This is a genomic window from Streptomyces sp. NPDC048584 (genome assembly GCF_043199595.1).
Taxonomy (GTDB): Bacteria; Actinomycetota; Actinomycetes; order Streptomycetales; family Streptomycetaceae; genus Streptomyces; species Streptomyces edwardsiae.
Genome location: NZ_JBICWF010000003.1, coordinates 102,556 through 126,118, shown reverse-complemented (window position 1 = coordinate 126,118; position 23,563 = coordinate 102,556). Strand labels below are relative to the sequence as shown.

26 protein-coding genes are annotated in these 23,563 nt (G+C 73.0%); 7 read left to right on the top strand and 19 right to left on the bottom strand.

Annotated elements, in window-relative coordinates; all coding sequences use genetic code 11:
• The first annotated feature begins 158 nt into the window (after positions 1–158).
• Entirely contained in the window at positions 159–992 is an 834-nt protein-coding gene (locus ACGFR9_RS08515) for a pentapeptide repeat-containing protein (RefSeq protein ID WP_393204234.1), read from the top strand.
• Here ACGFR9_RS08515 and ACGFR9_RS08510 read toward each other — a convergent pair.
• From ACGFR9_RS08510 to ACGFR9_RS08495, 4 genes are read right to left on the bottom strand one after another with little or no spacing between them, the layout of a single operon-like run.
• Positions 970–3,075 (bottom strand): xanthine dehydrogenase family protein molybdopterin-binding subunit, encoded by a 2,106-nt coding sequence (locus tag ACGFR9_RS08510; RefSeq protein WP_393204232.1) that lies wholly within the window; start codon positions 3,073–3,075, stop codon positions 970–972. The genes ACGFR9_RS08515 and ACGFR9_RS08510 overlap by 23 nt on opposite strands.
• A complete protein-coding gene (locus ACGFR9_RS08505) occupies positions 3,072–4,079 on the bottom strand; it encodes an FAD binding domain-containing protein (protein ID WP_393204230.1) in 1,008 nt (335 codons plus the stop codon). Before ACGFR9_RS08505 ends, ACGFR9_RS08510 begins: the two co-directional genes overlap by 4 nt.
• A complete protein-coding gene (locus ACGFR9_RS08500; RefSeq protein ID WP_393204228.1) occupies positions 4,080–4,595 on the bottom strand; it encodes a (2Fe-2S)-binding protein in 516 nt (171 codons plus the stop codon).
• A gap of 24 nt (positions 4,596–4,619) precedes the next feature.
• Entirely contained in the window at positions 4,620–5,033 is a 414-nt protein-coding gene (locus ACGFR9_RS08495) for an SRPBCC family protein (RefSeq protein WP_393204226.1), read from the bottom strand.
• A gap of 308 nt (positions 5,034–5,341) precedes the next feature.
• Here ACGFR9_RS08495 and ACGFR9_RS08490 point away from each other — a divergent pair, with 308 nt between their 5' ends.
• A complete protein-coding gene (locus tag ACGFR9_RS08490; protein WP_393204224.1) occupies positions 5,342–6,001 on the top strand; it encodes a lysophospholipid acyltransferase family protein in 660 nt (219 codons plus the stop codon).
• Positions 6,002–6,008: 7 nt separating this feature from the next.
• Here the strand turns inward: ACGFR9_RS08490 and ACGFR9_RS08485 are convergent, their stop codons facing one another.
• Positions 6,009–6,446, bottom strand: a complete 438-nt coding sequence (locus ACGFR9_RS08485; RefSeq protein WP_393204222.1) for a DNA-binding protein — start codon at positions 6,444–6,446, stop codon at positions 6,009–6,011.
• 129 nt (positions 6,447–6,575) lie between these two features.
• On the opposite strand from ACGFR9_RS08485, the gene ACGFR9_RS08480 reads away from it, so the two are divergent.
• Positions 6,576–7,010 carry an SRPBCC domain-containing protein gene (locus ACGFR9_RS08480; protein WP_393204221.1) on the top strand — a complete coding sequence of 145 codons (435 nt, stop codon included), beginning with the start codon at positions 6,576–6,578 and terminating at the stop codon, positions 7,008–7,010.
• 83 nt (positions 7,011–7,093) lie between these two features.
• Complete coding sequence (locus ACGFR9_RS08475; protein ID WP_393204219.1) at positions 7,094–8,572, top strand: glutamate--cysteine ligase; 1,479 nt, start codon at positions 7,094–7,096, stop codon at positions 8,570–8,572.
• A 47-nt stretch (positions 8,573–8,619) separates the two neighbouring features.
• On the opposite strand, the gene ACGFR9_RS08470 is transcribed toward ACGFR9_RS08475, so the two are convergent.
• The 5 genes from ACGFR9_RS08470 to ACGFR9_RS08450 form a co-directional block, all read right to left on the bottom strand.
• On the bottom strand, positions 8,620–9,342 hold the full coding sequence (locus ACGFR9_RS08470; RefSeq protein ID WP_393204217.1) for an FAD binding domain-containing protein: 723 nt from the start codon (positions 9,340–9,342) through the stop codon (positions 8,620–8,622).
• Positions 9,343–9,480: 138 nt separating this feature from the next.
• Positions 9,481–10,932 (bottom strand): WGR domain-containing protein, encoded by a 1,452-nt coding sequence (locus ACGFR9_RS08465; protein WP_393204215.1) that lies wholly within the window; start codon positions 10,930–10,932, stop codon positions 9,481–9,483.
• Positions 10,933–11,042: 110 nt separating this feature from the next.
• On the bottom strand, positions 11,043–11,597 hold the full coding sequence (locus tag ACGFR9_RS08460) for a tellurite resistance TerB family protein (protein ID WP_030227312.1): 555 nt from the start codon (positions 11,595–11,597) through the stop codon (positions 11,043–11,045).
• A gap of 206 nt (positions 11,598–11,803) precedes the next feature.
• Positions 11,804–13,036, bottom strand: coding sequence for an RICIN domain-containing protein (locus tag ACGFR9_RS08455; protein ID WP_393204213.1), 1,233 nt, complete (start codon positions 13,034–13,036; stop codon positions 11,804–11,806).
• A 143-nt stretch (positions 13,037–13,179) separates the two neighbouring features.
• A complete protein-coding gene (locus ACGFR9_RS08450) occupies positions 13,180–13,536 on the bottom strand; it encodes a hypothetical protein (RefSeq protein ID WP_393204211.1) in 357 nt (118 codons plus the stop codon).
• A 585-nt stretch (positions 13,537–14,121) separates the two neighbouring features.
• Here ACGFR9_RS08450 and ACGFR9_RS08445 point away from each other — a divergent pair.
• Positions 14,122–14,484 (top strand): hypothetical protein, encoded by a 363-nt coding sequence (locus tag ACGFR9_RS08445; RefSeq protein ID WP_393204209.1) that lies wholly within the window; start codon positions 14,122–14,124, stop codon positions 14,482–14,484.
• Between the two features lie 88 nt (positions 14,485–14,572).
• Entirely contained in the window at positions 14,573–14,995 is a 423-nt protein-coding gene (locus ACGFR9_RS08440) for a DUF350 domain-containing protein (protein WP_311642658.1), read from the top strand.
• A 132-nt stretch (positions 14,996–15,127) separates the two neighbouring features.
• Here ACGFR9_RS08440 and ACGFR9_RS08435 read toward each other — a convergent pair whose 3' ends face one another.
• The 7 genes from ACGFR9_RS08435 to ACGFR9_RS08405 form a co-directional block, all read right to left on the bottom strand.
• The gene (locus tag ACGFR9_RS08435; protein WP_393204207.1) at positions 15,128–15,574 is read right to left on the bottom strand and encodes a hypothetical protein; all 447 of its coding nucleotides are present in this window, start codon (positions 15,572–15,574) and stop codon (positions 15,128–15,130) included.
• Positions 15,575–15,736: 162 nt separating this feature from the next.
• A complete protein-coding gene (locus ACGFR9_RS08430; protein WP_393204205.1) occupies positions 15,737–16,090 on the bottom strand; it encodes a DUF3140 domain-containing protein in 354 nt (117 codons plus the stop codon).
• Positions 16,087–16,332: a DUF2945 domain-containing protein gene (locus ACGFR9_RS08425; protein ID WP_393204203.1), complete on the bottom strand. Its 246-nt coding sequence runs from the start codon at positions 16,330–16,332 to the stop codon at positions 16,087–16,089. Before ACGFR9_RS08425 ends, ACGFR9_RS08430 begins: the two co-directional genes overlap by 4 nt.
• 109 nt (positions 16,333–16,441) lie before the next feature.
• Entirely contained in the window at positions 16,442–18,673 is a 2,232-nt protein-coding gene (gene katG / locus ACGFR9_RS08420; RefSeq protein WP_393204201.1) for a catalase/peroxidase HPI, read from the bottom strand.
• Positions 18,674–18,706: 33 nt separating this feature from the next.
• Positions 18,707–19,144, bottom strand: a complete 438-nt coding sequence (locus ACGFR9_RS08415) for a Fur family transcriptional regulator (RefSeq protein ID WP_393204199.1) — start codon at positions 19,142–19,144, stop codon at positions 18,707–18,709.
• 106 nt (positions 19,145–19,250) lie between these two features.
• Positions 19,251–19,796 (bottom strand): DUF488 family protein, encoded by a 546-nt coding sequence (locus ACGFR9_RS08410; RefSeq protein WP_393204197.1) that lies wholly within the window; start codon positions 19,794–19,796, stop codon positions 19,251–19,253.
• A gap of 23 nt (positions 19,797–19,819) precedes the next feature.
• Entirely contained in the window at positions 19,820–20,503 is a 684-nt protein-coding gene (locus ACGFR9_RS08405) for a helix-turn-helix transcriptional regulator (protein ID WP_393205179.1), read from the bottom strand.
• An 87-nt stretch (positions 20,504–20,590) separates the two neighbouring features.
• On the opposite strand from ACGFR9_RS08405, the gene ACGFR9_RS08400 reads away from it, so the two are divergent.
• Complete coding sequence (locus ACGFR9_RS08400; RefSeq protein WP_393204196.1) at positions 20,591–21,037, top strand: hypothetical protein; 447 nt, start codon at positions 20,591–20,593, stop codon at positions 21,035–21,037.
• Between the two features lie 7 nt (positions 21,038–21,044).
• On the opposite strand, the gene ACGFR9_RS08395 is transcribed toward ACGFR9_RS08400, so the two are convergent.
• A complete protein-coding gene (locus ACGFR9_RS08395) occupies positions 21,045–21,926 on the bottom strand; it encodes a YegS/Rv2252/BmrU family lipid kinase (protein ID WP_393204195.1) in 882 nt (293 codons plus the stop codon).
• 37 nt (positions 21,927–21,963) lie between these two features.
• A complete protein-coding gene (locus ACGFR9_RS08390; protein WP_393204194.1) occupies positions 21,964–23,556 on the bottom strand; it encodes an FAD-binding oxidoreductase in 1,593 nt (530 codons plus the stop codon).
• Positions 23,557–23,563: the final 7 nt, after the last annotated feature.

The window sequence follows — 23,563 nt, the reverse complement described above, 5'->3', positions numbered from 1 at the left end:
CCCTCCGCCACCCTGCAAAGTTCGGAATTCAACTTCATGGTCGATCATAGGACCGGTGTCCCAGGATCGCGCGCCGGCGGCCGGGAGACACCGGCGGCACGCGGGGCCGCGTCTGCGAGAATGGGCCGATCGCTCGTCGTACGACTGGAGCACGCACGGTGTCGCCACAGCATGCAACCCCCGCCCCCGCCGGGTCCCGCGAGGAACTGAGGGCCGACTGCGCCGACTGCTTCGGGCTGTGCTGTGTGGCCCTGCCGTTCGCCCGCTCCGCGGACTTCGCCGCCGACAAGGCCGCCGGGCGGGCCTGCGGCAACCTCCGGACGGACTTCGGCTGCGGCATCCATGAGCGGCTGCGCGACGAGGGCTACTCCGGCTGTACCGTCTTCGACTGCTTCGGCGCCGGGCAGAAGGTGTCGCAGGTGACCTTCGGCGGCACCGACTGGCGCCGGGCGCCGGGCTCGGCACGGGCCATGTTCGAGGTCTTCCCGGTGATGCGGCAGCTGCACGAGCTGCTGTACTACGTCACCGAGGCGCTCGGTCTCGCGGCGGCCCGGCCCGTCCACAAGGAGCTGCGGCGGGCACGGACCCGGATCGACGGTCTGACCCGGGGCAGCGCCGAGTCGGTCACCGGGCTGGACGTGAACGCGCTGCGCGGTGAGGTCAACCCGCTGCTGCTGCGGGCGAGCGAACTCACCCGGGCGCGGGTCCCGGGCCGCCGCAGGAATCATCGCGGGGCCGATCTGATGGGCGCGAGGCTGTCCGGCGCCGATCTCAGGGGCGCGAGCCTGCGCGGCGCCCTGCTCGTGGCCGCCGACCTCGGCGGGGCGGATCTGCGCGAGGCCGACCTGATCGGCGCCGACCTGCGCGACGCGGACGTGCGGGGCGCCGACCTGACCGGGGCCCTGTTCCTCACCCAGGCGCAGCTGAACGCGGCCCGGGGCGACGCGGCCACCGTGCTGCCCGCCGGGCTCAGCCGCCCCGCGCACTGGTGAGTCCGGCGAGCACCCTGTCCGGGGTGAGCGGAAGTTCGCGGTAGCGGACGCCCGTGGCGTGGTGGACGGCGTTGCCGATGGCGGCCGCGCTGCCCACGTTGCCGATCTCGCCGATCCCCTTGCTGCCCATCGGGTTGAGGTGGGCGTCGTCCTCGTCGATCCAGTGCGCCTCCACGGCGGGTACGTCGGCGTGGGCGGGCACGTGGTACGACGCGAGGTCGGACTCGGTGAAGTCACCGAACGCGGCGTCCATGGTGCTGCCCTCGGTCAGCGCCATGCCCAGCCCCATCACCATGCCGCCGATGAACTGGGAGCGCGCGGTGCGGGCGTTGAGGACGCGTCCGGCGGCGAAGACCCCGAGCATCCGGCGCACCCGTACCTCGCCGGTGACGGTGTCGACGGTGACCTCGGCGAAGTGCGCCCCGAAGGCGTGCCGGGCGTAGGGGCTCTCGGCGTTCGCCCGGCCGTCGGTGTCGGCGCGGGCGGTGACGCCTTCGGCGGGCAGCCCGCCGGTGAGTCCGCCGAGCAGCCCGCCGAGCCTGGTGCAGGCGTCGTGCACGGCCCAGCCCCAGGAGGCGGTGCCGGAGGATCCTCCGGCGAGGGACGCCGACGGCAGGTCGCTGTCCCCGATGTCGGTCCGTACCCGCTCCAGGGGCACGCCGAGGGTGTCGGCCGCCACCTGGGCGAGGACGGTTCGGGCTCCCGTGCCGATGTCGGTGGCGTTGATCCGTACGGTGAAGGTGCCGTCCGGCAGTGCGCGTGCCTCGGCGGTGGACGGCTGGACGAGGACGGGGTAGGTGGCCGCGGCGACGCCGGTGCCGACGAGCAGCGGGCCCTCCGTCCGCGCACCGGGCCGGGGGTCCCTGCGGTCCCAGCCGAAGCGGCGGGCGCCCTCGCGCAGGCATGCGGTGAGGTGCCTGCTGCTGAAGGGTTTCCCGCTGTCCGGTTCCCGGTCGGGTTCGTTGCGCAGACGCAGTTCTACGGGGTCCATGCCGAGGGCGGTGGCGAGTTCGTCCATCGCGGACTCCAGGGCGTACATGCCGGGGCTTTCGCCGGGGGCGCGCATCCAGGAGGGGCTCGGTACGTCGAGCCGGACCACGCGGTGGAGCGTACGGCTGCTCGGGGTGGCGTACATGACACGTGCGGGGACCGCGGCCTGTTCCACGAACTCCTTGATGCGGGAGCTGTGGGTGACGATGTCGTGGGTCAGAGCGGTCAGCCGGCCGTCGGGGCCGGCGCCGAGGCGGAGCCGGTGCAGGGTGGGGGCCCGGTGGCCGACGACGGCGGCCAGCTGCCGGCGGGGCAGGGCCACGGTCACGGGGCGGCCGGTCTCGCGGGCGGCCATGGCGGCGAGGACGACGTCGGGTCGCGGGGTGCCCTTGGAGCCGAAGCCGCCGCCCACATGGCGGGTGTCGACGGTGATCCGGTCCTCGGGCAGTTCGAACAGCGCGGCGAGTGTGGCGCGTACGGCGTTGCCGCCCTGGCTGGAGGTGTGCACGACGAGACGGTCCCCCTCCCAGTGCGCCGTGCTCGTGTGGGGCTCCATGGGGTGGTTGTGCAGCGGCGGCACCCGGTAGGAGACGTCGACGCGGACGGGAGCGGAGTCGATGGCCCCGTCGGGGTCGCCGTACTCGCGGCGGGCGGGGTGACCGGCGTTGGCGGTCTCCGGTTCGTACGCCTCGGGGTGATCGGCGGTGAGGGTCACGTCGTGGTCCTCCACGGCGTACTCGACCCGTACGGCCCCGGCGGCGGCGCGGGCCTCCTCCGGGGTCCGGGCGACGACGAGGGCGACGAACCAGCCCCGGTGCGGCACCCTCGGGTCCTGGAGCACGGCGAGGGTGGGGTCGCCGGGTTCGGTGAGCCGGGGGGCGTTCTCGTGGGTGAGGACGGTGAGGACGCCGGGCAGGTCCAGGGCGGCCGTGGTGTCGACGGCCGTGACCCGGCCGCGGGCGACGGTGGCCGGTACGGGCCAGGCGTGGGCGCGGCCGGGGAGGGGGTGTTCGGCGGCGTAGCGGGCTTGGCCGGTGACCTTCAGGTGCCCTTCGCGGCGTTCGGCGGCGGCGCCGAGTGCGGTGCCGGTCATCGGTCCTCCTGGGTACGGGTGGTCCGCGCGAGCCGGGTCAGGACGTCGACGGCGAGATTGCGGGCGAGGGGGACCTTGTAGCCGTTGTCCCGCAGCGGCCGGGCGGTCTCGAGTTCCAGGCCGACGGCGTGGTCGAAGGCGTCGGCGGTGGCCGGGGCACCGCGCAGGGCGGCCTCGGCGCGCTCGGCCCGCCACGGCTTGTGGGCGAGCGCGCCGAAGGCGAGGCCGACGTGGGTGACGGTGCCGTCGTCCGCCGTGCCGAGGACCGCGGCGACCGAGGCCAGGGCGAACGCGTACGAGGCGCGGTCGCGGGCCTTGCGGTAGGCGGAGGGCAGTGACGCGGTGGCGGCGGGGAGCAGCACGCCGGTGACCAGTTCACCTGGGCGCATCTCGGTGTCCCGCTCCGGGTGGTCGCCGGGGAGCCGGTGGAAGCGGTCCGCCGGGATCTCCCGGGCGCCGTCGTCGCCGAGGAGTTCCACGCGGGCGTCCAGGGCGGCGAGGGCGACGGACATGTCCGAGGGGTGGGTGGCGACGCAGTGTGCGGAGTGGCCGAGCACCGCGTGGTCGCGGTGGGTGCCCTCGCGGGCGCCGCAGCCGCTGCCGGGCTCCCGTTTGTTGCAGGGTTTGGACAGGTCCTGGAAGTAGGGGCAGCGGGTGCGCTGGAGCAGGTTGCCGCCGGTGGTGGCGGCGTTGCGCAGCTGTCCGGAGGCACCCGCGAGGAGGGCCTGGGACAGGGCGGGGTAGCGGTCGCGGACCAGGGGGTGGGCCGCGAGGTCGCTGTTGCGGACGGTGGCGCCGACGCGCAGCGAGCCGTCGGGCAGTTCCTCCACGGTGTCCAGGGGCAGCCGGGTGACGTCGACGAGGACGTCGGGGCGTTCCACGCCGAGTTTCATCAGGTCGACGAGGTTGGTGCCGCCGCCGAGGCAGCGGGCGCCCGGATGCGCGGCGAGCGCCCCGGTGGCCTCCTCGACGGTGCCGGCCCGCACGTATGCGAAGGGGTGCACTCAGCTCACGTCCTCGACGGCCTCGACGATGTGCGGGTAGGCGCCGCAGCGGCAGAGGTTGCCGCTGAGCCGCTCGCGGATCTCGGCGGCGTCCAGCGGGACGGGCCGTCCCGAGGGGACGGCGGGGTCGGTCACGTGGGACGGGTGTCCTGCCGCGGCCTCGGCGAGGACGCCGACGGCGGAACAGATCTGGCCCGGTGTGCAGTAGCCGCACTGGAAGGCGTCCCGGTCGAGGAAGGCCCGCTGCAGGGGGTGCGGGGTCTCGCCGCCGTCGGTGAGGCCCTCGACCGTGATGACCTCGCGGCCGTCGAGGGTGACGGCGAGGAGCAGACAGGTGTTGACGCGGCGGCCGTCGACGAGGGCGGTGCAGGCCCCGCACTGGCCGTGGTCGCAGCCCTTCTTGGCGCCGGTGAGGCCGAGGTCCTCCCGCAGGAGGTCCAGCAGGACCCGCCGGTGGTCGAGGAGGAGGGTGTGCGGCTTGCCGTTGACCGTGAGGGTCGTTTCCGAGCGGTGCACGGGGATCACCTTTCTGAAGGGGTGTCAGCCGGCGGCGTTGTCGACGCGCAGCCGGATCTGTTCCTCCAGGCGCCGGAGGCTGCTGTCCAGGGCGTCGGTGACGGCCTTCTCGCCCGGGTCGTGGCCGGCGTCGAAGAAGGAGAGATGCACGGTGACCTGGCTGGCCCCGCTGTCGATGCCGGCGACCTGGAGCCAGCCGGTGTAGCCGCCCTGCTCACGCGTGCCCCATTCGAGCCGCATCTGGTCCGGCCGGGCGCGGAGCAGGGCGGAGGTGTCCTCGTCGGAGCGGTCCTCGTGCACGGTGACGGCGGGGAGCTTCTCCGCGTGCACATGCAGGGCTTCGGGCAGCCAGTCGCCCATCTGGTCGACGTTCGCCGCCTGGTCGAAGACGTGCTCGGGGTCGGCGGGCATCGTGTGGGAACGCTCGTACTCGGTCATCGCGGTACCGTCCGTGGGTTCGGGTGCCCGGCGGTACGGGCGGGTTGCCGAGGACCGCCCGGTGCACCTCGTTCGGGTGTGCGCCGGCTTCCTTACGCGAGTGTCGTGCGCGCCGTCGCTGTCCGCCACCGAGACGGGCTCGCCACGGCCGGCGGGGTGTGGCGGCTACGGGTACCCGGCGCGGGCCGGGGTGATGCGGCCGGATCGAGTAGGCGGTACGGCCGTACCGAGTACGCGTACTCAGGCGCGGCCGGGCGGGGGCGTACGAGGCTGACCGGCAGGAGATCCGTCTGCCGGAAGGACGTCCCTTGCTCAGCCGTACCGCCGCCGTCCTGCTGCCGCTGTTCGGGCGGCTCACCGTGACCCGTGAGACCGACGGGCCGTTCCCCGCGGGCAGTGTCTTCGTCGCCAACCATGACTCGATGGCCGATCCGGCGCTCGTGCTGGCCGCACTGCGCCGGGTGGGCGTGACACCGGCCGTGCTGGCGACGGCGGGGCTGTGGCGCGTACCCGTGCTGGGGCGTGCCCTGGCGCGGGGCGGGCATGTGCCGGTGCACCGGGGGTCGGCCCGTGCCTCGGACGCGCTGGAGGCGGCGGCGCGGGCGGTGCGGTCGGGGCGGCATGTGCTCATCTACGCGGAAGGGGGGCTGCCGTCGCGCCGGGACGCGGGGTGTGCCGCGCCCCTGCCGTTCCGCACCGGGCTGGCCCGGCTCTCGGCGGCCACCGGCGCGGCCGTCGTGCCCGTGGGGCAGGCCGGGGCGCGGCGGCTGGCCTCCGGTACGGCCGCGAAGCAGGTGGCCGGTGTGCTCACCGCCCCGCTGCGCCGGCCCCGCCTCCATGTGCACATCGGCAGCCCCGTGCGCCTTCCGCCCGGTACGGAGAGCGGCACGGAGACGGCGCACCGCATGGTGGACGCCGCCTGGCGGCGGGCCGCCCGGGCCGCGGGCGAGCCGGTCCGGGGCGGCTGACCGGGCGCTACTGGTCGTCGGTGCGGTCGGCCAGGCGTTCGTAGCGCTGACGGGCGGCCTGCGGGCTGCGCAGTCCGAGACCGAAGGCGATCTCCGGCCAGGTCATGCCGCGTCCGCGCGCCATCTGCAGGAGGCCCAGCTCCAGTTCGTCCATCTCCGCGCGGGCACGCGGTACGAGGGTCAGCGCGGCGGTGATGTCCGCGCGGTCCACCTCGGGCTCGCCGTCCTCGGACAGCGCGGCACCGCTGAGCAGGAACGCCACGAGCCGGACCGCCTCGTGCGGGCCGAGCACGCCGGGGTGGATCTGCCGGCGGCGCTGTGCGTCCGTGGCCGCGTGCCGCTCGGCGATGCGGAACAGCGAGGTGTGCACCCGCTGCACGCGCGCCGCGTCGGAACTCGGCGGGGTGAAGGGGTCGTCGGGCTGGGCGGGAGTGGTCGGAGTCATGCACCGAGGTTCCCAGAGTGAACATTTCATTGTCAACGGAAAATTGTCTCTGGATGACCGATGACTTCGCCCACGGCGGCACGTCTACCTGTGCGACGGACTCACCCACCCGGACAGAGGGACGACACCATGAGCACCGAGACCGCCTTCTCCTACCACCTGACCCGCACGCTGGACGCCCCCGTGAGCAGCGTGTGGCAGGCGTGGACCACCCCCGACCGGTACGCCCGCTGGTCCTACGCCGCCCCCGGCTCCGTCGAGCTGGACGTACGGCCGGGCGGCGCCTGGAAGGCCACCATGGTCACGCCGGACGGCGGGCGGTTCCCGCTGACCGGGTCCTACCTCGAGGTCGAGGAGAACCGCCGGCTGGTGGTGGGCATGGACGTGCCCGGCAAGGACGCGCAGACGGCGATGACCGTGGAACTCGACGAGGACGGCCCGCGGACGCGCATCGCGCTCCACCAGACATGCGACACGGTGGAGGAGCGGGACATGGCCGAGCAGGGCAGCACCATGCTCCTCGACAGCCTGACCGCCTTCCTCGCCGAGGGCGCCGGCGCCTGACCGGGCTCGCGTGGTCGGAGTCGGCCGCCGGTGCGACGCTGGGACGGAGAGGTTCCAAGGATCAGAGCCCTGGAGGGAGACCGATGGGACGTGACGTCCCGGCGCTCACCTTCACCCGCGAGGACCGCCGCCGCTACCGGATCAAGATGCAGGAATGCCTCGACACGTTCGCGCAGATGCTGCGCGAGTCACGGTTCGAGGCCGAGCGGCCCCAGGTGGGGCTGGAGATCGAACTGAACCTGGTGGACGACCGGGCCGAGCCCGCGATGCGCAACACCGATGTGCTGGAGGCGATCGCGGACCCGGCCTGGGACACCGAGCTGGGCCGGTTCAACCTCGAGATCAACATCCCGGCGCGCCGGCTCACCGCGGGCGGTCCCGACTCCTGGGAGTCCGAGATCCGCGCGGCGCTGAACCACGCGGAGGAACGCGCCCGGTCGATCGGCGCCCGGCTGATCATGACGGGCATCCTGCCCACCCTGCGGCAGGAGGACGTGGGCTCGGGGGCGCTGTCGGAGAACCCGCGCTACCGGCTGCTCAACGACCAGATCTTCGCCGCCCGCGGGGAGGATCTGCGCATCGAGGTCACCGGCATCGACCGGCTGCGGACCTACGCGGACTCGATCACCCCGGAGGCCGCCTGCACCAGCACGCAGTTCCACCTCCAGGTGTCACCTGAGCAGTTCGCCGGCTACTGGAACGCGGCGCAGGCGATCGCCGGGGTCCAGGTCGCGCTCGCCGCCAACTCCCCCTTCCTGTTCGGCAAGGAGCTGTGGCACGAGACGCGGATCCCGCTGTTCGAGCAGGCCACCGACACCCGCCCGGAGGAGATCAAGGTGCAGGGCGTACGACCCCGGGTGTGGTTCGGGGAGCGCTGGATCACCAGCGTCTTCGACCTCTTCGAGGAGAACCTGCGCTACTTCCCGGCCCTGCTCCCCCTGTGCGACGAGCAGGACCCCGCGGAAACCCTGGAGCGCGGCGACATCCCCGAACTCGGGGAGCTGACCCTGCACAACGGCACGATCTACCGCTGGAACCGCCCGGTCTACGCCGTAGCCCAGGACAGACCGCATGTGCGGGTGGAGAACCGGGTGCTGCCCGCCGGGCCGACCGTCGCCGACACGCTCGCCAACGGCGCCTTCTACTACGGGCTCACCCGCGCCCTGGTGGAGGAGGACCGTCCGGTGTGGTCGCGGATGTCGTTCTCGGCCGCCGAGGACAATCTGCGGACGGCGGCCCGGTACGGCATCGACGCTCGGCTGTACTGGCCGGGAATGGGCGAGGTGCCGGCGTCCGAACTGGTACTGCGGCGGCTGCTGCCGCTCGCCCACCGGGGACTGGAGCGGTCCGGTATGGACGACGCCTGGCGGGAGCCGCTGCTCGGTGTCATCGAGCAGCGCTGCGTCACCGGCCGCAACGGGGCGGTGTGGCAGAAGGAGATGTTCCATCACATCGAGGCGTCCGCGCGCTGCGGCCGTCACGAGGCGCTGCGGCTCATGACACGGCAGTACATCGACTACATGCACCTCAACGCCCCGGTCCACACCTGGCCCGTCGACTGATCCGGGCGGATGCCCGGACCGGGACTCCGGTGGCGTCCGCGCCGGTGTCAGCGGGCGGCGGTGCGGTCCAGGATCGCCGTCACCTCGCGACGTACCTCCTCCCGGGCCTCGGCGGGCAGCGATCCGAGGTCCGTGCCCTCCAGGGCCGCGAGCACCTCGTCGGTTCCGGTGCCGCGGGGCGCGGTCTCGCTGATCACCTCGTAGCCGTCCCGGACGGCTATGAAGAGGCGGTGGCCGCCGTCGTCGCCGGTGTGTACGGCGGTGGCGACGACGAAGGGCGGCGGGCCGCCCACCTCACCCGCCGCCTTGTAGTAGCCGCTGGCCACGGGGTCGCGCCAGCGGATGCCGAGCAGCAGCGGGCGCTTGGCCACCGCCTCGGGCAGATCGGTCTCGTAGGCGCCGTCCGGGTCCAGTACGGTCGCCCGTGCGTCCAGGACCAGCGCGGCGGGCAGCAGACAGCGCAGGGTGCTGCCCACGATGTTCCCGCCGACGGTCGCCGTCCGGCGTACGGCGCCGGTGCCCACGGTGGAGGCGGCCCGGCGCAGGACGTCCGGCACCCGGTCGTCCACCTGGTGCAGCAGCACGGCGGCGCCCAGCGCCTCGCGTGCTATGACGTTGGCCTCGGGGAGCCTGCGCAGGGACATGGCCTGCTCGGGAAAGCCGTCGCGTTGCCACAGGGCCCACACGAGGGTGGCTCCGCCGACGGGCACCGCTCCGTCGGCCAGATACCGCTGGGCTTCGGACAGTGTGGTGGGCAGACGCAGCAGCACGACGGACGACCTGCTTTCCTGAACAGGAGCGGGGAGCACGGCACTTCACGCAGCCGATGATCACGGGCACTGCATTGTCCCTACCCGCGCGGGGGCGCATCCAGGGCTCACGGTTTCGCCGGGTGCGCGCGCCCGCGGTCACTGGAGCCGGCGGATCTCCCCGCGCACCCGGTAGAAGCCGCCCGCCGCCGGGTGCAGCGCGTCCACGACGTAGCGTGCGCCGGGCACGCGTATCGCGCGCGGGAACTGCACGTTCCAGGAGTCGTCGTAGCCGTCGGAGAGGACGTGGACGCGCAGCCGCCCGTTCTGCTGGACGCATTCGACGACGACGGAGCCGGAGGGGGCCTGGGCGACGGTCGTCACCGCGGTGGCGGTCGTGGCCGGCGCGTAGGTCGGCAGGGCCGCGGCGAGCTTGACGTCCCGCGCGACCGGCACCGTGCCCTGCTGTGCCGCGGCGACGGCGGTCTCGCTCGCGTCCACGCACACCAGGGAACCGTCGGTGGTCACCAGGTACAGCCGCTCGTCGCGGTACTGCATGGACAGGGCCGAGCCGCCTCCCGTGCCGAGCTTCCACAGCCGGGTGCCGTCCCGGTCGAAGCAGTAGACGGACGACGAGGAGTCCCCGGCGAACACGTACCGCCCGCCGGGGGAGGCGGCGCAGGAGTAGACGGCGCTGTCGCAGGCGTAGGTGGCCTCGATGGTGCCGGTCGCCTTCGACAGCCGCTGCACCACACGGTGGGCCGTGCCGGCGTAGACGGTGTCGTCCTCCTGCCAGCCGAACAGCACTCCGCCGCGGGTGGGGGTGTGCCACAGTTCGCCGCCGCCGTCGGGCGCGTAGGCGGTGACGCCCTCGAAGTGGCCGTGGTAGACGGCCCGGTCGTCGGCCCGGACCATCCAGGCGTGGGCGCCCTGGCTGCGGCGGGACCACTGGTGCTCGTCCTCGTGGTCGATGACGGTGAGGCCGCCGGAGCGGTCCGACACGTTCAGCACGCCCTCGTGGATGTCCAGCCAGAAGATGTCGACGTCCGCGGAGATGTCGTAGGCGGCGAACGGCAGTTTCGAGGAGAGGTCGTAGACCCGGCCGTCGTCGCAGCCCGCGTAGATCCAGAAGTCGTCGGCGACCAGGCACTTCACCCCGTCGGGCAGGCTGAACCGGGCCAGTGTGTTGCCCTCGTGGTCCAGGGTGAAGACATCGCCGGACTGATTGCCGACCCAGCAGTGCTCGTCGTCGACGTGGATGCCGAACGCCGAGGAGCCGGTGCCGAACCGCCACAGCACGGGGGCGACGGCACGCGCGGTGGACGGGGCGGAGGTCACCTGACGGCGGGTCACCGCGCGCGGGGCCCGCTGCCCCCGCACCGCCGGCTCGTACCCCTTGCGGACCTTCTCCCCCACCTTCTTGGCGGCGGCGGCCTGCGCCTTGGCCTCCGTGGGGAACGTCGTGATCTGCGTCTGACCCGCGGCGCCGATCCGGCCGTAGCGCACCGTCACGGTCGTGCCGTCGACCGTGACCTCGTAGAACTTGTGCGCGGCGCCGTCCTCCTGCGACAGCTCCAGATACGTCGTCGACACCGCGGAACCCGCAGACATGGCAAAACCCTCCCCGGACGGAACCCACGGCCGATCCGCCGGTTCCACTGATCGAACCGTAGGCCCCGCCACTGACAACGGGAGCGGGCGCGGGTCCTGCCGGGCCGCCGTCAGACGCCGAACTCCGCCGGGGAGAGGTTGAGGGCGGCGCAGGCGTCACGGATGGCGTACTGCTCGGACGCCTCGAAGCTGCCGTCGGCTCCGGCGACGACCATGCCGGTCTGGACGACGGCGCGGGCCTCGACGGGCTTCTTCGCCGCCTTGGCGATGTCCTCCAGCGCCCGGGCCTTGCCGAGTTCGAAGTTGGCCGTGAGCCGGTCCACGTGCTCGTTGAACCGCTTGCGGAGCTGGTCCGGGGGGAAGTTCTGCAGCACCTCGTTGGAGACGATGAGTTCCTCCACGCGCTGCCGCTCGGACGGGTCGACACGCCCGTCCGCCGCGGCGACCAGGGCGCACATCGCCATGCTGGCGTCGCGGTAGGCGCCGCTCTTGAGTTCCGCCTTGGCCGACGCGAGCTGGGTCTTGAACAGCCCCATCAGCTGGGCCTTGGAGCCGCCGCGCGAAGAGGAGCCGTGTCCCTGCTGGTGTGCGCCGCTCCCCGTCCGTCCGCCCTGGGACTGCTGGAGAGCCTTGGCCTGTTCCTTGAGCCGGTCGAACATCGCCACTGGGTGCCACCTCGTCTGTCGCTGTCTCGGTCGTCCGGTCAAACGGACGCGGTCACGCGCATGTTCCCGGACGGCAAAAGAAATGCAAAGTCCCTCCGGGGGCCTCGCCACGGGCGCCAGGACGTGACGGTGTACGGCCGGAACGTGCGGCGGCCCCGGACCGTCCGGTCCGGGGCCGCCGTGTGTGCGGTCACCGAGGGCAGCGGTCAGCCGACCGTCCACTTCTGGTTGGCGGCGCCGGTGCAGGTCCAGATCTGCAGGCGGGTGGCGTTGGCGGAGCTGTTGCCGGTCACGTCCAGGCACTTGTCGGCCTGCGGGTTGACGATGTCGCGGGCCCCGGTGACCACCCATTTCTGGGCGGCGCTGCCGTTGCAGTCCCACAGCTGGACCGGCGTACCTTCGGCCGTTCCCCCGGATGCGACGTCCAGGCACTTGCCGAGCGCGCGGACCGTACCGTCGGAGCCCACCGTCCAGTTCTGCGCGGCGGTCCCGTTGCAGTCGTAGAGCTGCACGGCCGTACCGTTGGCGGTGCCCGCACCGGCCACGTCCACGCACTTGCCGGCCAGGCCGCGGATCGCGCCGCCGGCCGGGGAGTCACCGGTCGTCACCGACACGTGGTCCACGACGAGTTGCTGCGGGAAGACGGTGCCGCCGTCCGGGTCGCCCGGCCAGTAGCCGCCCACCGCGAGGTTGAGGATGAGGAAGTACGGCTTGTTGAACACCCACTGCCTCCCGCCGAGGTCGGCGGGGGTGCGCCGCTGGTAGACGTTGCCGTCGACGGACCAGGTGATCGAGTCGGGCGCCCAGTCCACGGCGAAGGTGTGGAAGGCGTCCGCGAAGGCCTGGCCGCCCGGCAGGGTGTAGCCGGCGCCGATGCCGCCGGAGCCGGAGTAGCCCGGACCGTGGATCGTGCCGTGCACGGTGGAGGGTTCGAAGCCGACGTTCTCCATGATGTCGATCTCGCCCGAGTCCGGCCAGTTGACCGGTGTGCCCAGCATCCAGAAAGCGGGCCACATGCCCTGTCCGCGCGGCACCTTCATCCGTGCCTCGACGTGCCCGTACTGGGCGGTGAACCTGCCGGAGGTGTTGAGCCGGGCCGAGGTGTACTGGCAGGTGCCGTACCAGCACTGGTAGTTGGCCGGGTTCTCCTTGCGGGCCGTGATGACCAGATGGCCCTGGCCGTCCAGGGCGGCGTTCCTGTTGCCGGAGGTGTAGTACTGCCGCTCGTGGTTGTTGACGTTGTCGCCGGTCTCGATCTGCCACTTCGAGGAGTCGACCGCGGCGCCGGCGGGCCCGTCGAAGGTGTCCGAGAACGTCACGGCGGCCGCCGCGGCGGGACCGGCCGGTTCCGCCGTCGCGGTGCCTGCCGCACCGGAGGCGACCAGCGCGGCGGACACCGCGGCGATCAGCCATCTGCGAAGTCTGCGCGGAGAGGACATGGCCCTCCCTTTCCGTACGGCGGCCCGGAAGTCCGGGTACGCCGAACGTGGTTGTGGGGGTGGAGGTACAACCACTTGATTTAAGGAGTGAGGTAAGGCGGCGTCAAGAGTCTGGTCCAGACCAGGATGCGACGGCCGGCGGGTCAGGCCGTGGTGCCCCGCGAAGTCCGGTGTGCGCAGGCGGGATCGTGCTCGGTCGCGCACGACGTCCACCAGCGTTCGCAGCAGGCGGCCTCCACCTCGGCCTGTGCGAGCGCGGCGGCCGCCTCGTCGCGCCATGCCGCCCGGCGCCCCTCCCGTTCCCGCAGGACGGCGACGGCACGCCGCTCGTCGGCGATGACGCTCTCCCGCACGACCCCGATCACGGGGGCGAGGGAGGCGAGGGCCATCGCGAAGGTGGTCCACAGGGGGACGGTGCCCCAGGTGCGGACGGTGCAGAAGGAGAGCCAGAGGGCGGCGGCGGCGTACATGGCGGTGAGAGTGCGGCTGCCGCTGCTCATGGCTGGTGCTCCTTCACGGTGCGTCCCATGGACTTCTGATGCCCCGGATGTGCGCGGGCATGACTCCTGAACGGCGACCTGCATCAAGTCCCTTTGTATGCCGTTGAGTTGCTCACCCGTCACCCCACCATGCGCCACACTGCCTTCGGCAGGACCGACCGTTGGGGAGCGGGGGCGGGACATGGTTCGCGCACAGATCGGTCGTGGCCGTGATGGCCGCGGCGCTGCCGCTGGTGGGATGCACCGGCGGGACGGACGACGGGGCCGGCTCGGCGCGGGCGGCATGGGGGTCGTCTTCCTCGCGCGTTCCCCGCACGGCTCCTGGTGATGTACCGGGCCCTCGCTCGCCGAGGCGATCGCCCGCCACGGTGTCCGGCCCGAGGGGCAACTGCATGCGCTGGCCGCCGCGTTGGCCGAGGCACTGGAGGACGAGGTCGCGGCGGACGAGGGCTTCGCCGCCGTCGCCGGGCGCGTCGCCGAACATCCCCGGGACGCGGTGATGTTCGCCGGTGTGCGTCCGGAGCGCGCCCCCGCCATCGCCCGCGCGCTGCGGGAGGCGGGCCGCCGCGGGGCGCGGATGAGCGGGTGCTCGGCGGCCGGTTCCTCGCCGAGGCGGAGGGCTGGCTGGTGGGCACCGCGTACGCCGAAGCCGAGGCGGACCCGCGCACCCGGGCCTTCGCCGCCGCCCACCGCGAGCGCCACGGCCACTCCCCCGCCGCCTGGGCGGCCGAGGCCCACGACGCCGTATGGTTCGCCGCCCACGGCCTCGTCGGCGCCGGCGCCGACGGCCCCTCCGCCCTCCGCTCCGAACTGCTGCGCACCTCCTGGCAGGGAATCACCCGCCGGTTCTACGAGGCCGACCGGGACGGCGGCTCCTTCCTGTACCGGATCAGCGACGGCGCCGCGCGCTTCGTCGCCCGTGCCGACGACATCGGGGCCGGGGGATGACGGGGCAGCGGGCCGGGGCGTCGAACGGGTGCGCTACATTTTGCACGCCCTTGACCGCGATCATTCACCCTACGGAGCCGGCACCCCCATGAGCGACATCGTCAACGGACTCGGCCGGGCCACAGCCTACGGCGCACTCGGACTGGTCCTGCTGGTCCTCGGCATCGTCCTGGTCGACGTGCTGACGCCCGGAAAGCTCGGCCGGCAGATCTGGCAGGAGCGCAACCGCAACGCCGCGCTGGTGCTGAGCTCCGCGCTGCTCGGCATCGGCGGGATCGTGTTCACGTCGATCTGGACGACGTACGAGGACTTCGGCAAGGGGCTGGCGTCGACGGCGACGTTCGGTGTGCTGGGGCTGGTGATGATGGCCGTGGCGTTCCTGGTGGTGGACCTCATCACCCCGGGGCGCCTGGGCGCCACGCTGGTCGAGCCCGAACCCCACCCGGCGGTCTGGGTGACGGCTTCCTGCAACCTCGCGGTCTCGGCCGTCATCTCGGCGTCCATCGCCTGACACGGGGGCTTCGGGCCGCCCGGCAGCCGCATACGGCAGCCGGGCGGTACCGGTTTCGGGAGCCGGCACGGCGCCATCGGGATTCCCGCTCTCGACGCGGCACGTCCGAGGCGGCCCACCGCCCCTTCCAGGTCAGGCCACGCGGGCGCGTTCGCGGGGTGCGCGTATCGGCTCGAGTCCGGTTCGGGGGGCCGGTTCGGGGCGGGTGGCGGGCTGCGGACGGGCTGCGGGGCGGACGCGGTAGGTGGTGCGGTTGGGGTCCACCACGGGCTCGCCCAGGGTGATCCGGCCGGCCACGTGCAGCGCGTCGCACTCGGCGGTCGGCAGGGACGCGTAGCAGCCGCCCGTGCCGGTGGGGTCGACCGGGCGCCAGTAGCTGTACCTGCGGCGGCCGTTGGCGTACTCGGTCACGTACGTGGGGGTGCGGGGGTCGGAGATGATGCGCAGCACGTCGGCACGGTCGGTGCCGGCCAGGTTGTGCTTCCGGGAGGGAGCGGCCGGGAGTTCGGTCGTCACCGGCCGGCGCCGCTGGGTCGGCAGGGCGATGAGGGTGTTCGGACGGTCGACGGTGGCGAGCATCTGCAGAACCTTTCCGGAGCCGGGACACGAGACCGTCTACCCAGCGCGGCGCCGGAGTTGATCTCCTTTTCCGATCATTGTGCTACCTCACACCGACAACGCGCAGGCGACGCGCCCGGTTCCCGGTGAGGAAGGCCGTAAGTCGCCGTACCAACGCGGTTGTCACCGGGGCGAGTTCACCAGCGGGTCATGGCCCCAGTTCATCAGTGAGCGGCGCCAGCGGGTGTCTCGTACATCACCGGACGGGCGTTGGGCGAGATGGCGGCGGATGTAGCCGACGACCTTGCGCATATGGGCGTAGTCGTCGGCGGAGAGGTCCTTGCGGGCGGTGCGCAGGAGGGTGACGATGCGGCGGCCGGAGGCGTGGCCGGTGGACTCGCCGCCGTCCTTGTGCTGTCCCGCGTCACGGGACTCCTCCGTGCCGAGCCACTTCTCCAGTTCGGCCGGCTTCATGGTGACCAGCTCGCGGAACTCGTCCCAGGTCTCGTCGTCCCGGTCCGCGGTCACGGCGCTCACTTCCTCTTCCTGAGCGCGGACGGCTTGTGGACCGCCGGCCTGCCCGACTTCTCGCTGCGCACCTCGTACTGCGGTTCCTCCTCGGAGGCGGCGACCGTGCGTCCGGCGGCCTCGGTGCGCCCGGTGATCTTCTTCTCGACCTTGCCCCCGGTCTCGCTGCCGTGGCTGCTCCAGGCGACCTCGTCGCCCTCGTGGAGGTCCTTCCCGCGGTCGCTGTCGCCCTTGCCCTTGCCCTTGCCCATCCTGGGCACCTCCTCAAGGTGGCGGTCGGCTCACTTCAAGCCTGGTGGCAGGGCGGCCCGCGCGCATCCCGGGCCGGCCGTTGCCGCGGGCCGGCCCGGGATGTGCGGATCAGACGAGGTCGAACCGGTCGAGGTTCATGACCTTGTCCCACGCCTTGACGAAGTCCCGCACGAACGTCTCCTTGGCGTCGTCGCTCGCGTAGACCTCGGCGAGCGCGCGCAGCTCGGAGTTCGAGCCGAACACGAGGTCGGCACGGGTGCCCGTCCACCTGACCTCGCCGGTGGCCGCGTCACGGCCCTCGAACGTGGTCTGGTCCCCGGACGTCGACTGCCACGTGGTGCCCAGGTCGAGCAGGTTGACGAAGAAGTCGTTGGTCAGGGTCCCGGGGGCCGTGGTGAGCACACCGAGCGACGACTGCTGATAGGTCGCGCCCAGCACCCGCAGCCCGCCGACGAGGACGGTCATCTCGGGGGCGCTCAGGGTCAGCAGATTGGCCTTGTCGAGGAGCAGGAACTCGGCCGGCAGCCGGTTGCCCTTGCCCAGGTAGTTGCGGAAGCCGTCGGCGGCCGGCTCGAGCGGGGCGAAGGACTCCGCGTCGGTCTGCTCCTGCGCGGCGTCCACACGGCCGGGTGTGAACGGCACCTCGATCTCGACGCCTCCGTCCCGGGCGGCCTTCTCGACGCCCACGGCGCCGGCCAGCACGATCAGGTCGGCCAGCGAGACCTGCTTGCCTCCGGTCTGCGCGGTGTTGAAGGACTCCTGGACGCCCTCCAGGGTGCGCAGCACCGCGGCCAGGCGGTCGGGGTCGTTGGCCTCCCAGCCGCGCTGCGGTTCCAGGCGGACACGCGCGCCGTCGGCGCCGCCGCGCTTGTCGCTGCCGCGGAAGGAGGAGGCCGAGGCCCACGCCGTCGACACCAGGTCGGCCACCGACAGCCCGGAGGCGAGGATCCGCTCCTTGAGGGCGGCGACGTCCGCGGCGTCGATCAGGTCGTGAGTGCGCTCCGGCAGCGGGTCCTGCCACAGCAGGGTCTCGGCCGGCACCTCGGGGCCGAGGTACAGCGACTTCGGGCCCATGTCGCGGTGGGTCAGCTTGTACCAGGCGCGGGCGAAGGCGTCCGCGAACTCCTCCGGGTTCTCCAGGAAGCGCCGGGAGATCGGGCCGTAGACCGGGTCGAAGCGGAGCGCGAGGTCCGTCGTGAGCATCGTCGGCTGGTGGCTCTTCGACGCGTCGTGGGCGTCGGGCACGGTGCCGGCGCCCGCACCGTCCTTCGGCCGCCACTGGTTGGCGCCCGCGGGGCTCTCGAACAGCTCCCACTCGTAGCCGAAGAGGATCTCGAAGAAGCTGTTGTCCCAGGTCGTCGGCGTGTTGGTCCACGTCACCTCGAGACCGCTGGTGATCGTGTCACCGCCCTTGCCGGTGCCGAAGGTGCTCTTCCAGCCCAGGCCCTGCTCCGCCAGGCCGGCGGCCTCCGGGTCGTCGCCCACATGGTCGGCGGGGCCGGCTCCGTGGGTCTTGCCGAAGGTGTGGCCGCCCGCGATGAGGGCGACGGTCTCCTCGTCGTTCATCGCCATCCGGCGGAACGTCTCGCGGATGTCGCGGGCCGAGGCGATCGGGTCCGGATTGCCGCCCGGGCCTTCCGGGTTGACGTAGATGAGGCCCATCTGGACGGCGCCGAGCGGGTTCTCCAGCTCCCGGTCGCCGGTGTAGCGCTCGTCGCCGAGCCAGGTGGACTCGGGGCCCCAGTACACGTCCTCCTCGGGCTCCCAGACGTCGGCGCGGCCGCCGGCGAAGCCGAAGGGGGTGAAGCCCATGGACTCCAGGGCGACATTGCCGGAGAGGATCAGCAGGTCGGCCCAGGACAGGCTCTTGCCGTACTTCTTCTTGACGGGCCACAGCAGCCGGCGCGCCTTGTCGAGGTTGGCGTTGTCCGGCCAGCTGTTGAGCGGGGCAAAGCGCTGCTGGCCGGCGCCGGCGCCGCCGCGGCCGTCGCTGATGCGGTAGGTGCCGGCGCTGTGCCAGGCCATCCGGACGATGAGGGGTCCGTAGTGGCCGAAGTCGGCGGGCCACCAGTCCTGCGAGGTGGTCAGCACCTCGGCGATGTCCCGCTTCACCGCGGGCAGGTCGAGGGCCTGGAACGCCTCGGCGTAGTCGAAGTCCTCACCCAGCGGGTTCGCCACGGCCGGGTTCTTGGCGAGGATCTTCAGGTTGAGGCGCTCGGGCCACCACCGGTGGTTTCCGCCGCCCTGGGTGGGGTGCGGGGCGCGCCCGTGCGCGACCGGGCAGCCACCTGTCTCCTCCGCCTTGGGTTCGGTGACGATCGCGTCGTGGTTCTCGGTCATGGGAGTCCTTCCGGGCGAAACGGTTCGCGCAGTTCAGCTACTGCGGGAGGTGGAACAGCCGGGGCACCGGCCCCAGTAGACGACCTCGGCCTCGTCGATCACGAAGCCGTGGCTGTCGGAGGGGGTCAGACAGGGGGCCTCGCCGACCGCGCAGTCGACGTCGGCGACCGCGCCGCAGGACCGGCACACCAGATGGTGGTGGTTGTCCCCGACGCGCCCGCCGTACCGGGCGGGGCCGCCGGCCGGTGCGATACGGCGCACCAGTCCTGCCCCGGTGAGGGCGTGGAGCGCCTCGTACACCGCCTGCAGGGAGACGTGCCCGATACGCCGGCGCACCTCGGAGGCGAGGTCCTCGGCGCCGAGGTGGCCGCCCTGGCGGACGGTCTCCAGGAGGGCGACGCGGGCGGCCGTCGCGCGCAGGCCCGCGGCGCGGAGCTCCTCGGCGGTGGTCGGCGGCCGGGATGCGGTCATGGGGCGAACCTACAACCCCAGACACGATTAATTCCAGAGAACGAACGGGTCCAGTCTTGGGGCGCGTCCGGTAACGGCGGGTGACTCCCGAGTTGCGTCCGGCCGCCTAGCGTGACGCGGCGTCGGTGTCGTCGTAGACGAGCAGGCCGTCGGCGCGCAGGCGGGCGCCCGGGGTGGGGGTGTGCGGGGTGTGGCGTCCGTCGTGCATCAGGTGACGGGCCGGCATGTCGCGGGCGAGGACGGCGAAGTCGGCGATGAGCCGCCGATGGCACCGCCACCACACGGACTCGCCGCACATGACCGCGGTGGGCTCGCGGGCGGCCTGCTCGAGCAGGGTGTCCATCGCGGCGAGGAATCCGGGTGTGCGGGTGTGGGCGGCGTAGCCGCGGAAGGAGTCGTTGCGCCAGACGGTGTCGGGCGAGTCGGACGGCGGTTTGCGGAAGCCGCCGAGATCCCGCTCCCAGCGGTAGGAGATGCCCTCCTCGGGCAGCCATACGGCGAGCCGGTCGCGCCCGAGGTCCGGGTCTCGGCGGCTGCCGGGGCCGATGCGGACGTCCACGACGGCGGTGATCCCGGCGTCGTGCAGCAGCCGGGCGAGGGCCTCCCGGCCCGCGGTGCCGTGGCCGAAGGTGGACAGCTCGCGCGGGGTCATGGCGCACCTCCGGGGCGGCGGGTTCAGGCGGCGGGCTCCAGGCGGACGCAGCACCGGCCGGGTTCGGGGGCCAGGCGGGCCTCGTACCCCGTGTCGCCGCCTAGTCCTTCGAGCACACCGCACATCAGTTGCAGGTTCATGCCGCAGACCGTCTGCGTGTGGGCCCGGGCGAGGGCGTGGAAGGGGCAGTTGCCGAGGACGACGGACGCGTCCTCGCGGCGGGGCTCGAATCCGTACCGTTCCAGCACCCGTACGACCTCCTGTCCCTCGCCGTCCTCCCCCAGCCGGACGCCCGTCTCGCGCGCCCTGCGGTGCAGCACCTCGCGTACGGGTTCCCCGGTGGCGCCGGATTCCTCCACGGCCTGGGCGAGCAGCCGGCCGGCGAGTTCGTACCGGCGGTCGGGGAGGCTGACGCTGATCTGCTCCCCGGAGCGGCGGTAGAGCTTCGCCGGGCGGCCCGCGCCCGGTCCGCTGCGTCCGCTGCGCCGTACATGGAGCACGTCGAGGAGGTGCTCGGCGGCCAGCCGGTCCAGGTGGAACGCCGCGGTCTGCCGCGCGAGGCCGAGGGCCTCGGCCGCCTCGTCCCGGCCGACCGGGTGCCGCCGGCGCACCACGTAGTCGTACAGCCTCCGGCGGGTGGGCTCGTCCAGAGCGGCGATGGCGGAGACGTCCTTGTCGCGTACTTCTTCCGTGTCGTCCACGAACACCAGTGTAAAAGCAACAGCCATTGACTAAAGAAAGAAACCGGGCTTCTATCGTTAATGAAAGTTGTCGATAGAAGAAGGGTGCAGGTCATGACCTCCACAACCACGGGCGGCCCCTCGGTCGCGCCCCGGCGGGCCGCGCTCGCCGACCCCGGCTATCAGGCGTTCGTCATCCTGCGTACGGCGTTCACCGTGGCGCCGGTCCTGTTCGGACTGGACAAGTTCGCGAATCTCCTCACCGACTGGCCCGGCTATCTCGCGCCGTGGATCGACGACGTCGTCCCGGGCAGTGCCCAGTCCGCGATGTACGCGGTGGGGGTGATCGAGATCGTGGCCGGTGTCGTCGTGGGCCTCGCGCCGCGCTTCGGGGGCTGGCTGGTGGCCGGCTGGCTCGCGGGGATCATCGTCGATCTGCTGACGATTCCCGACTACTACGACGTCGCCCTGCGCGACTTCGGGCTGCTGCTCGCGGCGGTGGCGCTCGCCAGGCTGGCCCGGCGCTACCACGGCACGCCCGCTCCGGACGACGGCCGGTGACGGCCGGTCAGTACAGGACGCGCAGGGCTCCGGGCAGGATCCCGACCGTGACGGGGAGGACGGCGTCGACCTCCCCGTCGGCCCCGTAGGGGACCTCCCGGTCGGCCGCTATCCGGATCTCCCGGCCGCGCAGGATCCGTACCTGTGGCCGGTGGACGTGGGCACCGGTCCCGAGCTCGTTCATCAGGGCGAAGAACAGCCGCCGGGGCGCCTCGCGGATCAGGACGACGTCCAGCAGGCCGTCGTCCACGCGGGCGTCCGGGGCGACAAGGCGGCCGGAGCCGTAGTAGCCGGAGTTGGCGGCGACCACCGTGTACCCGGTGTGGGTGAGTTCGTCGCCGTCGACGGTGACCCGGTAGCGGGCCGCCCGCCAGGTGGCGACGGCGCGCAGGCCGCCCGCGTAGTAGGAGGCGGAGCCGCGCAGCCGGGACCGGTTGGCGTGGCGGTTGGCCAGCGCGTCCACCCCGGCGTAGACGCTGCCGAGGACGACGGTGCGGTCGTGGACGGCGGAGCTGACCTCGAGGGTGTCGACCGGCCGGGGTGCGGCGTGCAGCAGGACGCGGGCCAGGGCCGCCGGGTCCCGGGGCAGTCCCAGGGCGCGGGCGAAGTCGTTGCCGCGGCCCGCGGGGACCAGGCCGAGGACCGCGTCGGTCCCGCTGAGCGCCCCGCCGACGCCGCCCGCGATGCCGTCCCCGCCGACCGCGAGCACGATACGGCCCTCCTGCCCGGCCTCGCGGGCCAGTTGACGGGCGTGGGCGAGGCTGCGGCTGTACTCGGTGCGCAGGTCCGCACCCTCCTCGCGGAGCAGCCGGGCCAGGGCGAGCAGTGCGGCGGCCGCTGTGGCGGCCGCGCCCGCGGTGGGGTTGACGACGGCGGTGAACTGGCGCATCGGGGTGCCTCCGGGGCGGGCGGTCGGGGGGTCTCGGTCAGTCGGCGGGCAGCAGGACACCGGGGCTGAGCAGCCCCGCCGGGTCCAGCCGCCGTTTCACCGCGCGCAGGGCGTCGATGCCCAACGGGCCCGCCTCACGGACGTACCAGTCCCGGTGGTCGGTGCCGACGCCGTGGTGGTGGCTGATCGTGCCGCCGGCGGCGAGGATCGCCTCGCCCGCGGCGTGCTTGGCGCGGGTCCAGTGCTCCACGGGGTCCTCGCCCCGGGCGCTGACCACGGTGAAGTAGAGCGAGGCGCCGTTCTCGTAGACGTGCGAGATGTGGCACATGACCAGGGGCGGGGTGCCGGCCCCGGTGAGGGTGGTGGTGAGCGCGTCGCGGACGGCGGCGTACAGCGCGGGGATCCGGGACCAGAACGTGGCCGTCTCCAGTGTCTCGGCGAAGGCCCCGGCGTCGAGGAGCGCGTCGCGCAGATAGGGGGCCGAGTAGCGGCCGTGTGCCCAGCGCCGCCCCGGCTCGTCCCCGAGAGGCGTTCCGCCGCAAGCGCGCAGCACGGCGGCGGCGTGTTCCCTGCGGTGGGCGGTGTCCTGTGCCGTGCCCTCGTATCCGGCGACGGCCGTGCAGCCGGCGGACTGCCGCGCGCCGGCGCCGATGGCGTCCGGGTCGGCGAGGCCTATCAGGGTCTCGGTCTCGTCGGACAGCCGCAGCACGGTCGGCCGGGGCCCGTCCTGGGCGAGCCGGCGCAGTGCGGTGGCCCCCTCCTCGAAGGTGGGGAAGTGCCAGCCCTCGTAGTGGCGGGTCTCCGGGACGGGGCGGACGCGGACGGTCACCGAGGTGATGACACCGAAGGCGCCCTCCGAGCCGAGGATCAGCTGGCGCAGGTCGGGTCCGGCGGCCGAGCGCGGGGCGCGGCCGGTGTCGAGGGTGCCCTGCGGGGTGGCGAGGGTGAGGGACAGGACCATCTCGTCGAAGCGGCCGTATCCGGCGGACGCCTGGCCGCTGGAGCGGGTGGCGGCGAAGCCTCCGACCGTGGCCCACTCGTAGGACTGGGGGAAGTGGCCGAGGGTGAAGCCGTGTTCGGCGAGCAGCGCCTCCGCCCGCGGGCCGCGCAGGCCGGGTTGCAGGGTGGCGGTGCGGGAGACGGGGTCGAGGCCGAGCAGGCCGTCCATGCGCCGCAGGTCGAGGGCGACGAAGGGGCCGCGCCGTCCGGGCGCGAGACCGCCGACGACGGAGGTGCCGCCGCCGAACGGCACCAGCGGCAGTCCGTGTCCGGCGCAGACCCGCAGCACGGCGAGCACCTCGTCGTGGCCGCCGGGCAGGAGTACGGCGGCGGGGACGGCGGTGAGGTCGCCCTCGCGTATGCGCAGCAGGTCGGGGGTGGACTTTCCGCGCGTGTGCCGGACGCGGGTCTCGGCGTCGGTGCGCACATGGGCGTCACCGCCCAGGGCAGCGGCCAGGGCGCGGTGCGCGGACCGGCCCAACGGGCTCTCCGGGACGCTCAGGTCCTCGAGGGCGAGGGGTTCGGTCTCGCGGGGTTCGACGCCGAGCAGATCGCGCAGCAGCCCGGTCACCGTGCCGGGCAGCGGCGTCGCCCGGTCCGGGTCGCCCCAGCCGTTCCACAGCATGTCCATGCGTGCC

Excerpts from the sequence above, each read along its gene's own strand:
- ACGFR9_RS08390 (WP_393204194.1), bottom strand. The coding sequence starts at position 23,556 with ATGGACATGCTGTGGAACGGCTGGGGCGACCCGGACCGGGCGACGCCG.
- ACGFR9_RS08450 (WP_393204211.1), bottom strand. The coding sequence starts at position 13,536 with ATGAGCAGCGGCAGCCGCACTCTCACCGCCATGTACGCCGCCGCCGCC.
- ACGFR9_RS08475 (WP_393204219.1), top strand. The coding sequence starts at position 7,094 with ATGGGACGTGACGTCCCGGCGCTCACCTTCACCCGCGAGGACCGCCGC.
- ACGFR9_RS08425 (WP_393204203.1), bottom strand. The coding sequence starts at position 16,332 with ATGGGCAAGGGCAAGGGCAAGGGCGACAGCGACCGCGGGAAGGACCTC.
- ACGFR9_RS08480 (WP_393204221.1), top strand. The coding sequence starts at position 6,576 with ATGAGCACCGAGACCGCCTTCTCCTACCACCTGACCCGCACGCTGGAC.
- ACGFR9_RS08400 (WP_393204196.1), top strand. The coding sequence starts at position 20,591 with ATGACCTCCACAACCACGGGCGGCCCCTCGGTCGCGCCCCGGCGGGCC.
- ACGFR9_RS08510 (WP_393204232.1), bottom strand. The coding sequence starts at position 3,075 with ATGACCGGCACCGCACTCGGCGCCGCCGCCGAACGCCGCGAAGGGCAC.
- ACGFR9_RS08395 (WP_393204195.1), bottom strand. The coding sequence starts at position 21,926 with ATGCGCCAGTTCACCGCCGTCGTCAACCCCACCGCGGGCGCGGCCGCC.
- ACGFR9_RS08415 (WP_393204199.1), bottom strand. The coding sequence starts at position 19,144 with ATGACCGCATCCCGGCCGCCGACCACCGCCGAGGAGCTCCGCGCCGCG.
- ACGFR9_RS08435 (WP_393204207.1), bottom strand. The coding sequence starts at position 15,574 with ATGCTCGCCACCGTCGACCGTCCGAACACCCTCATCGCCCTGCCGACC.
- katG (WP_393204201.1), bottom strand. The coding sequence starts at position 18,673 with ATGACCGAGAACCACGACGCGATCGTCACCGAACCCAAGGCGGAGGAG.
- ACGFR9_RS08410 (WP_393204197.1), bottom strand. The coding sequence starts at position 19,796 with ATGACCCCGCGCGAGCTGTCCACCTTCGGCCACGGCACCGCGGGCCGG.
- ACGFR9_RS08495 (WP_393204226.1), bottom strand. The coding sequence starts at position 5,033 with ATGACCGAGTACGAGCGTTCCCACACGATGCCCGCCGACCCCGAGCAC.
- ACGFR9_RS08455 (WP_393204213.1), bottom strand. The coding sequence starts at position 13,036 with ATGTCCTCTCCGCGCAGACTTCGCAGATGGCTGATCGCCGCGGTGTCC.
- ACGFR9_RS08465 (WP_393204215.1), bottom strand. The coding sequence starts at position 10,932 with ATGTCTGCGGGTTCCGCGGTGTCGACGACGTATCTGGAGCTGTCGCAG.
- ACGFR9_RS08440 (WP_311642658.1), top strand. The coding sequence starts at position 14,573 with ATGAGCGACATCGTCAACGGACTCGGCCGGGCCACAGCCTACGGCGCA.
- ACGFR9_RS08485 (WP_393204222.1), bottom strand. The coding sequence starts at position 6,446 with ATGACTCCGACCACTCCCGCCCAGCCCGACGACCCCTTCACCCCGCCG.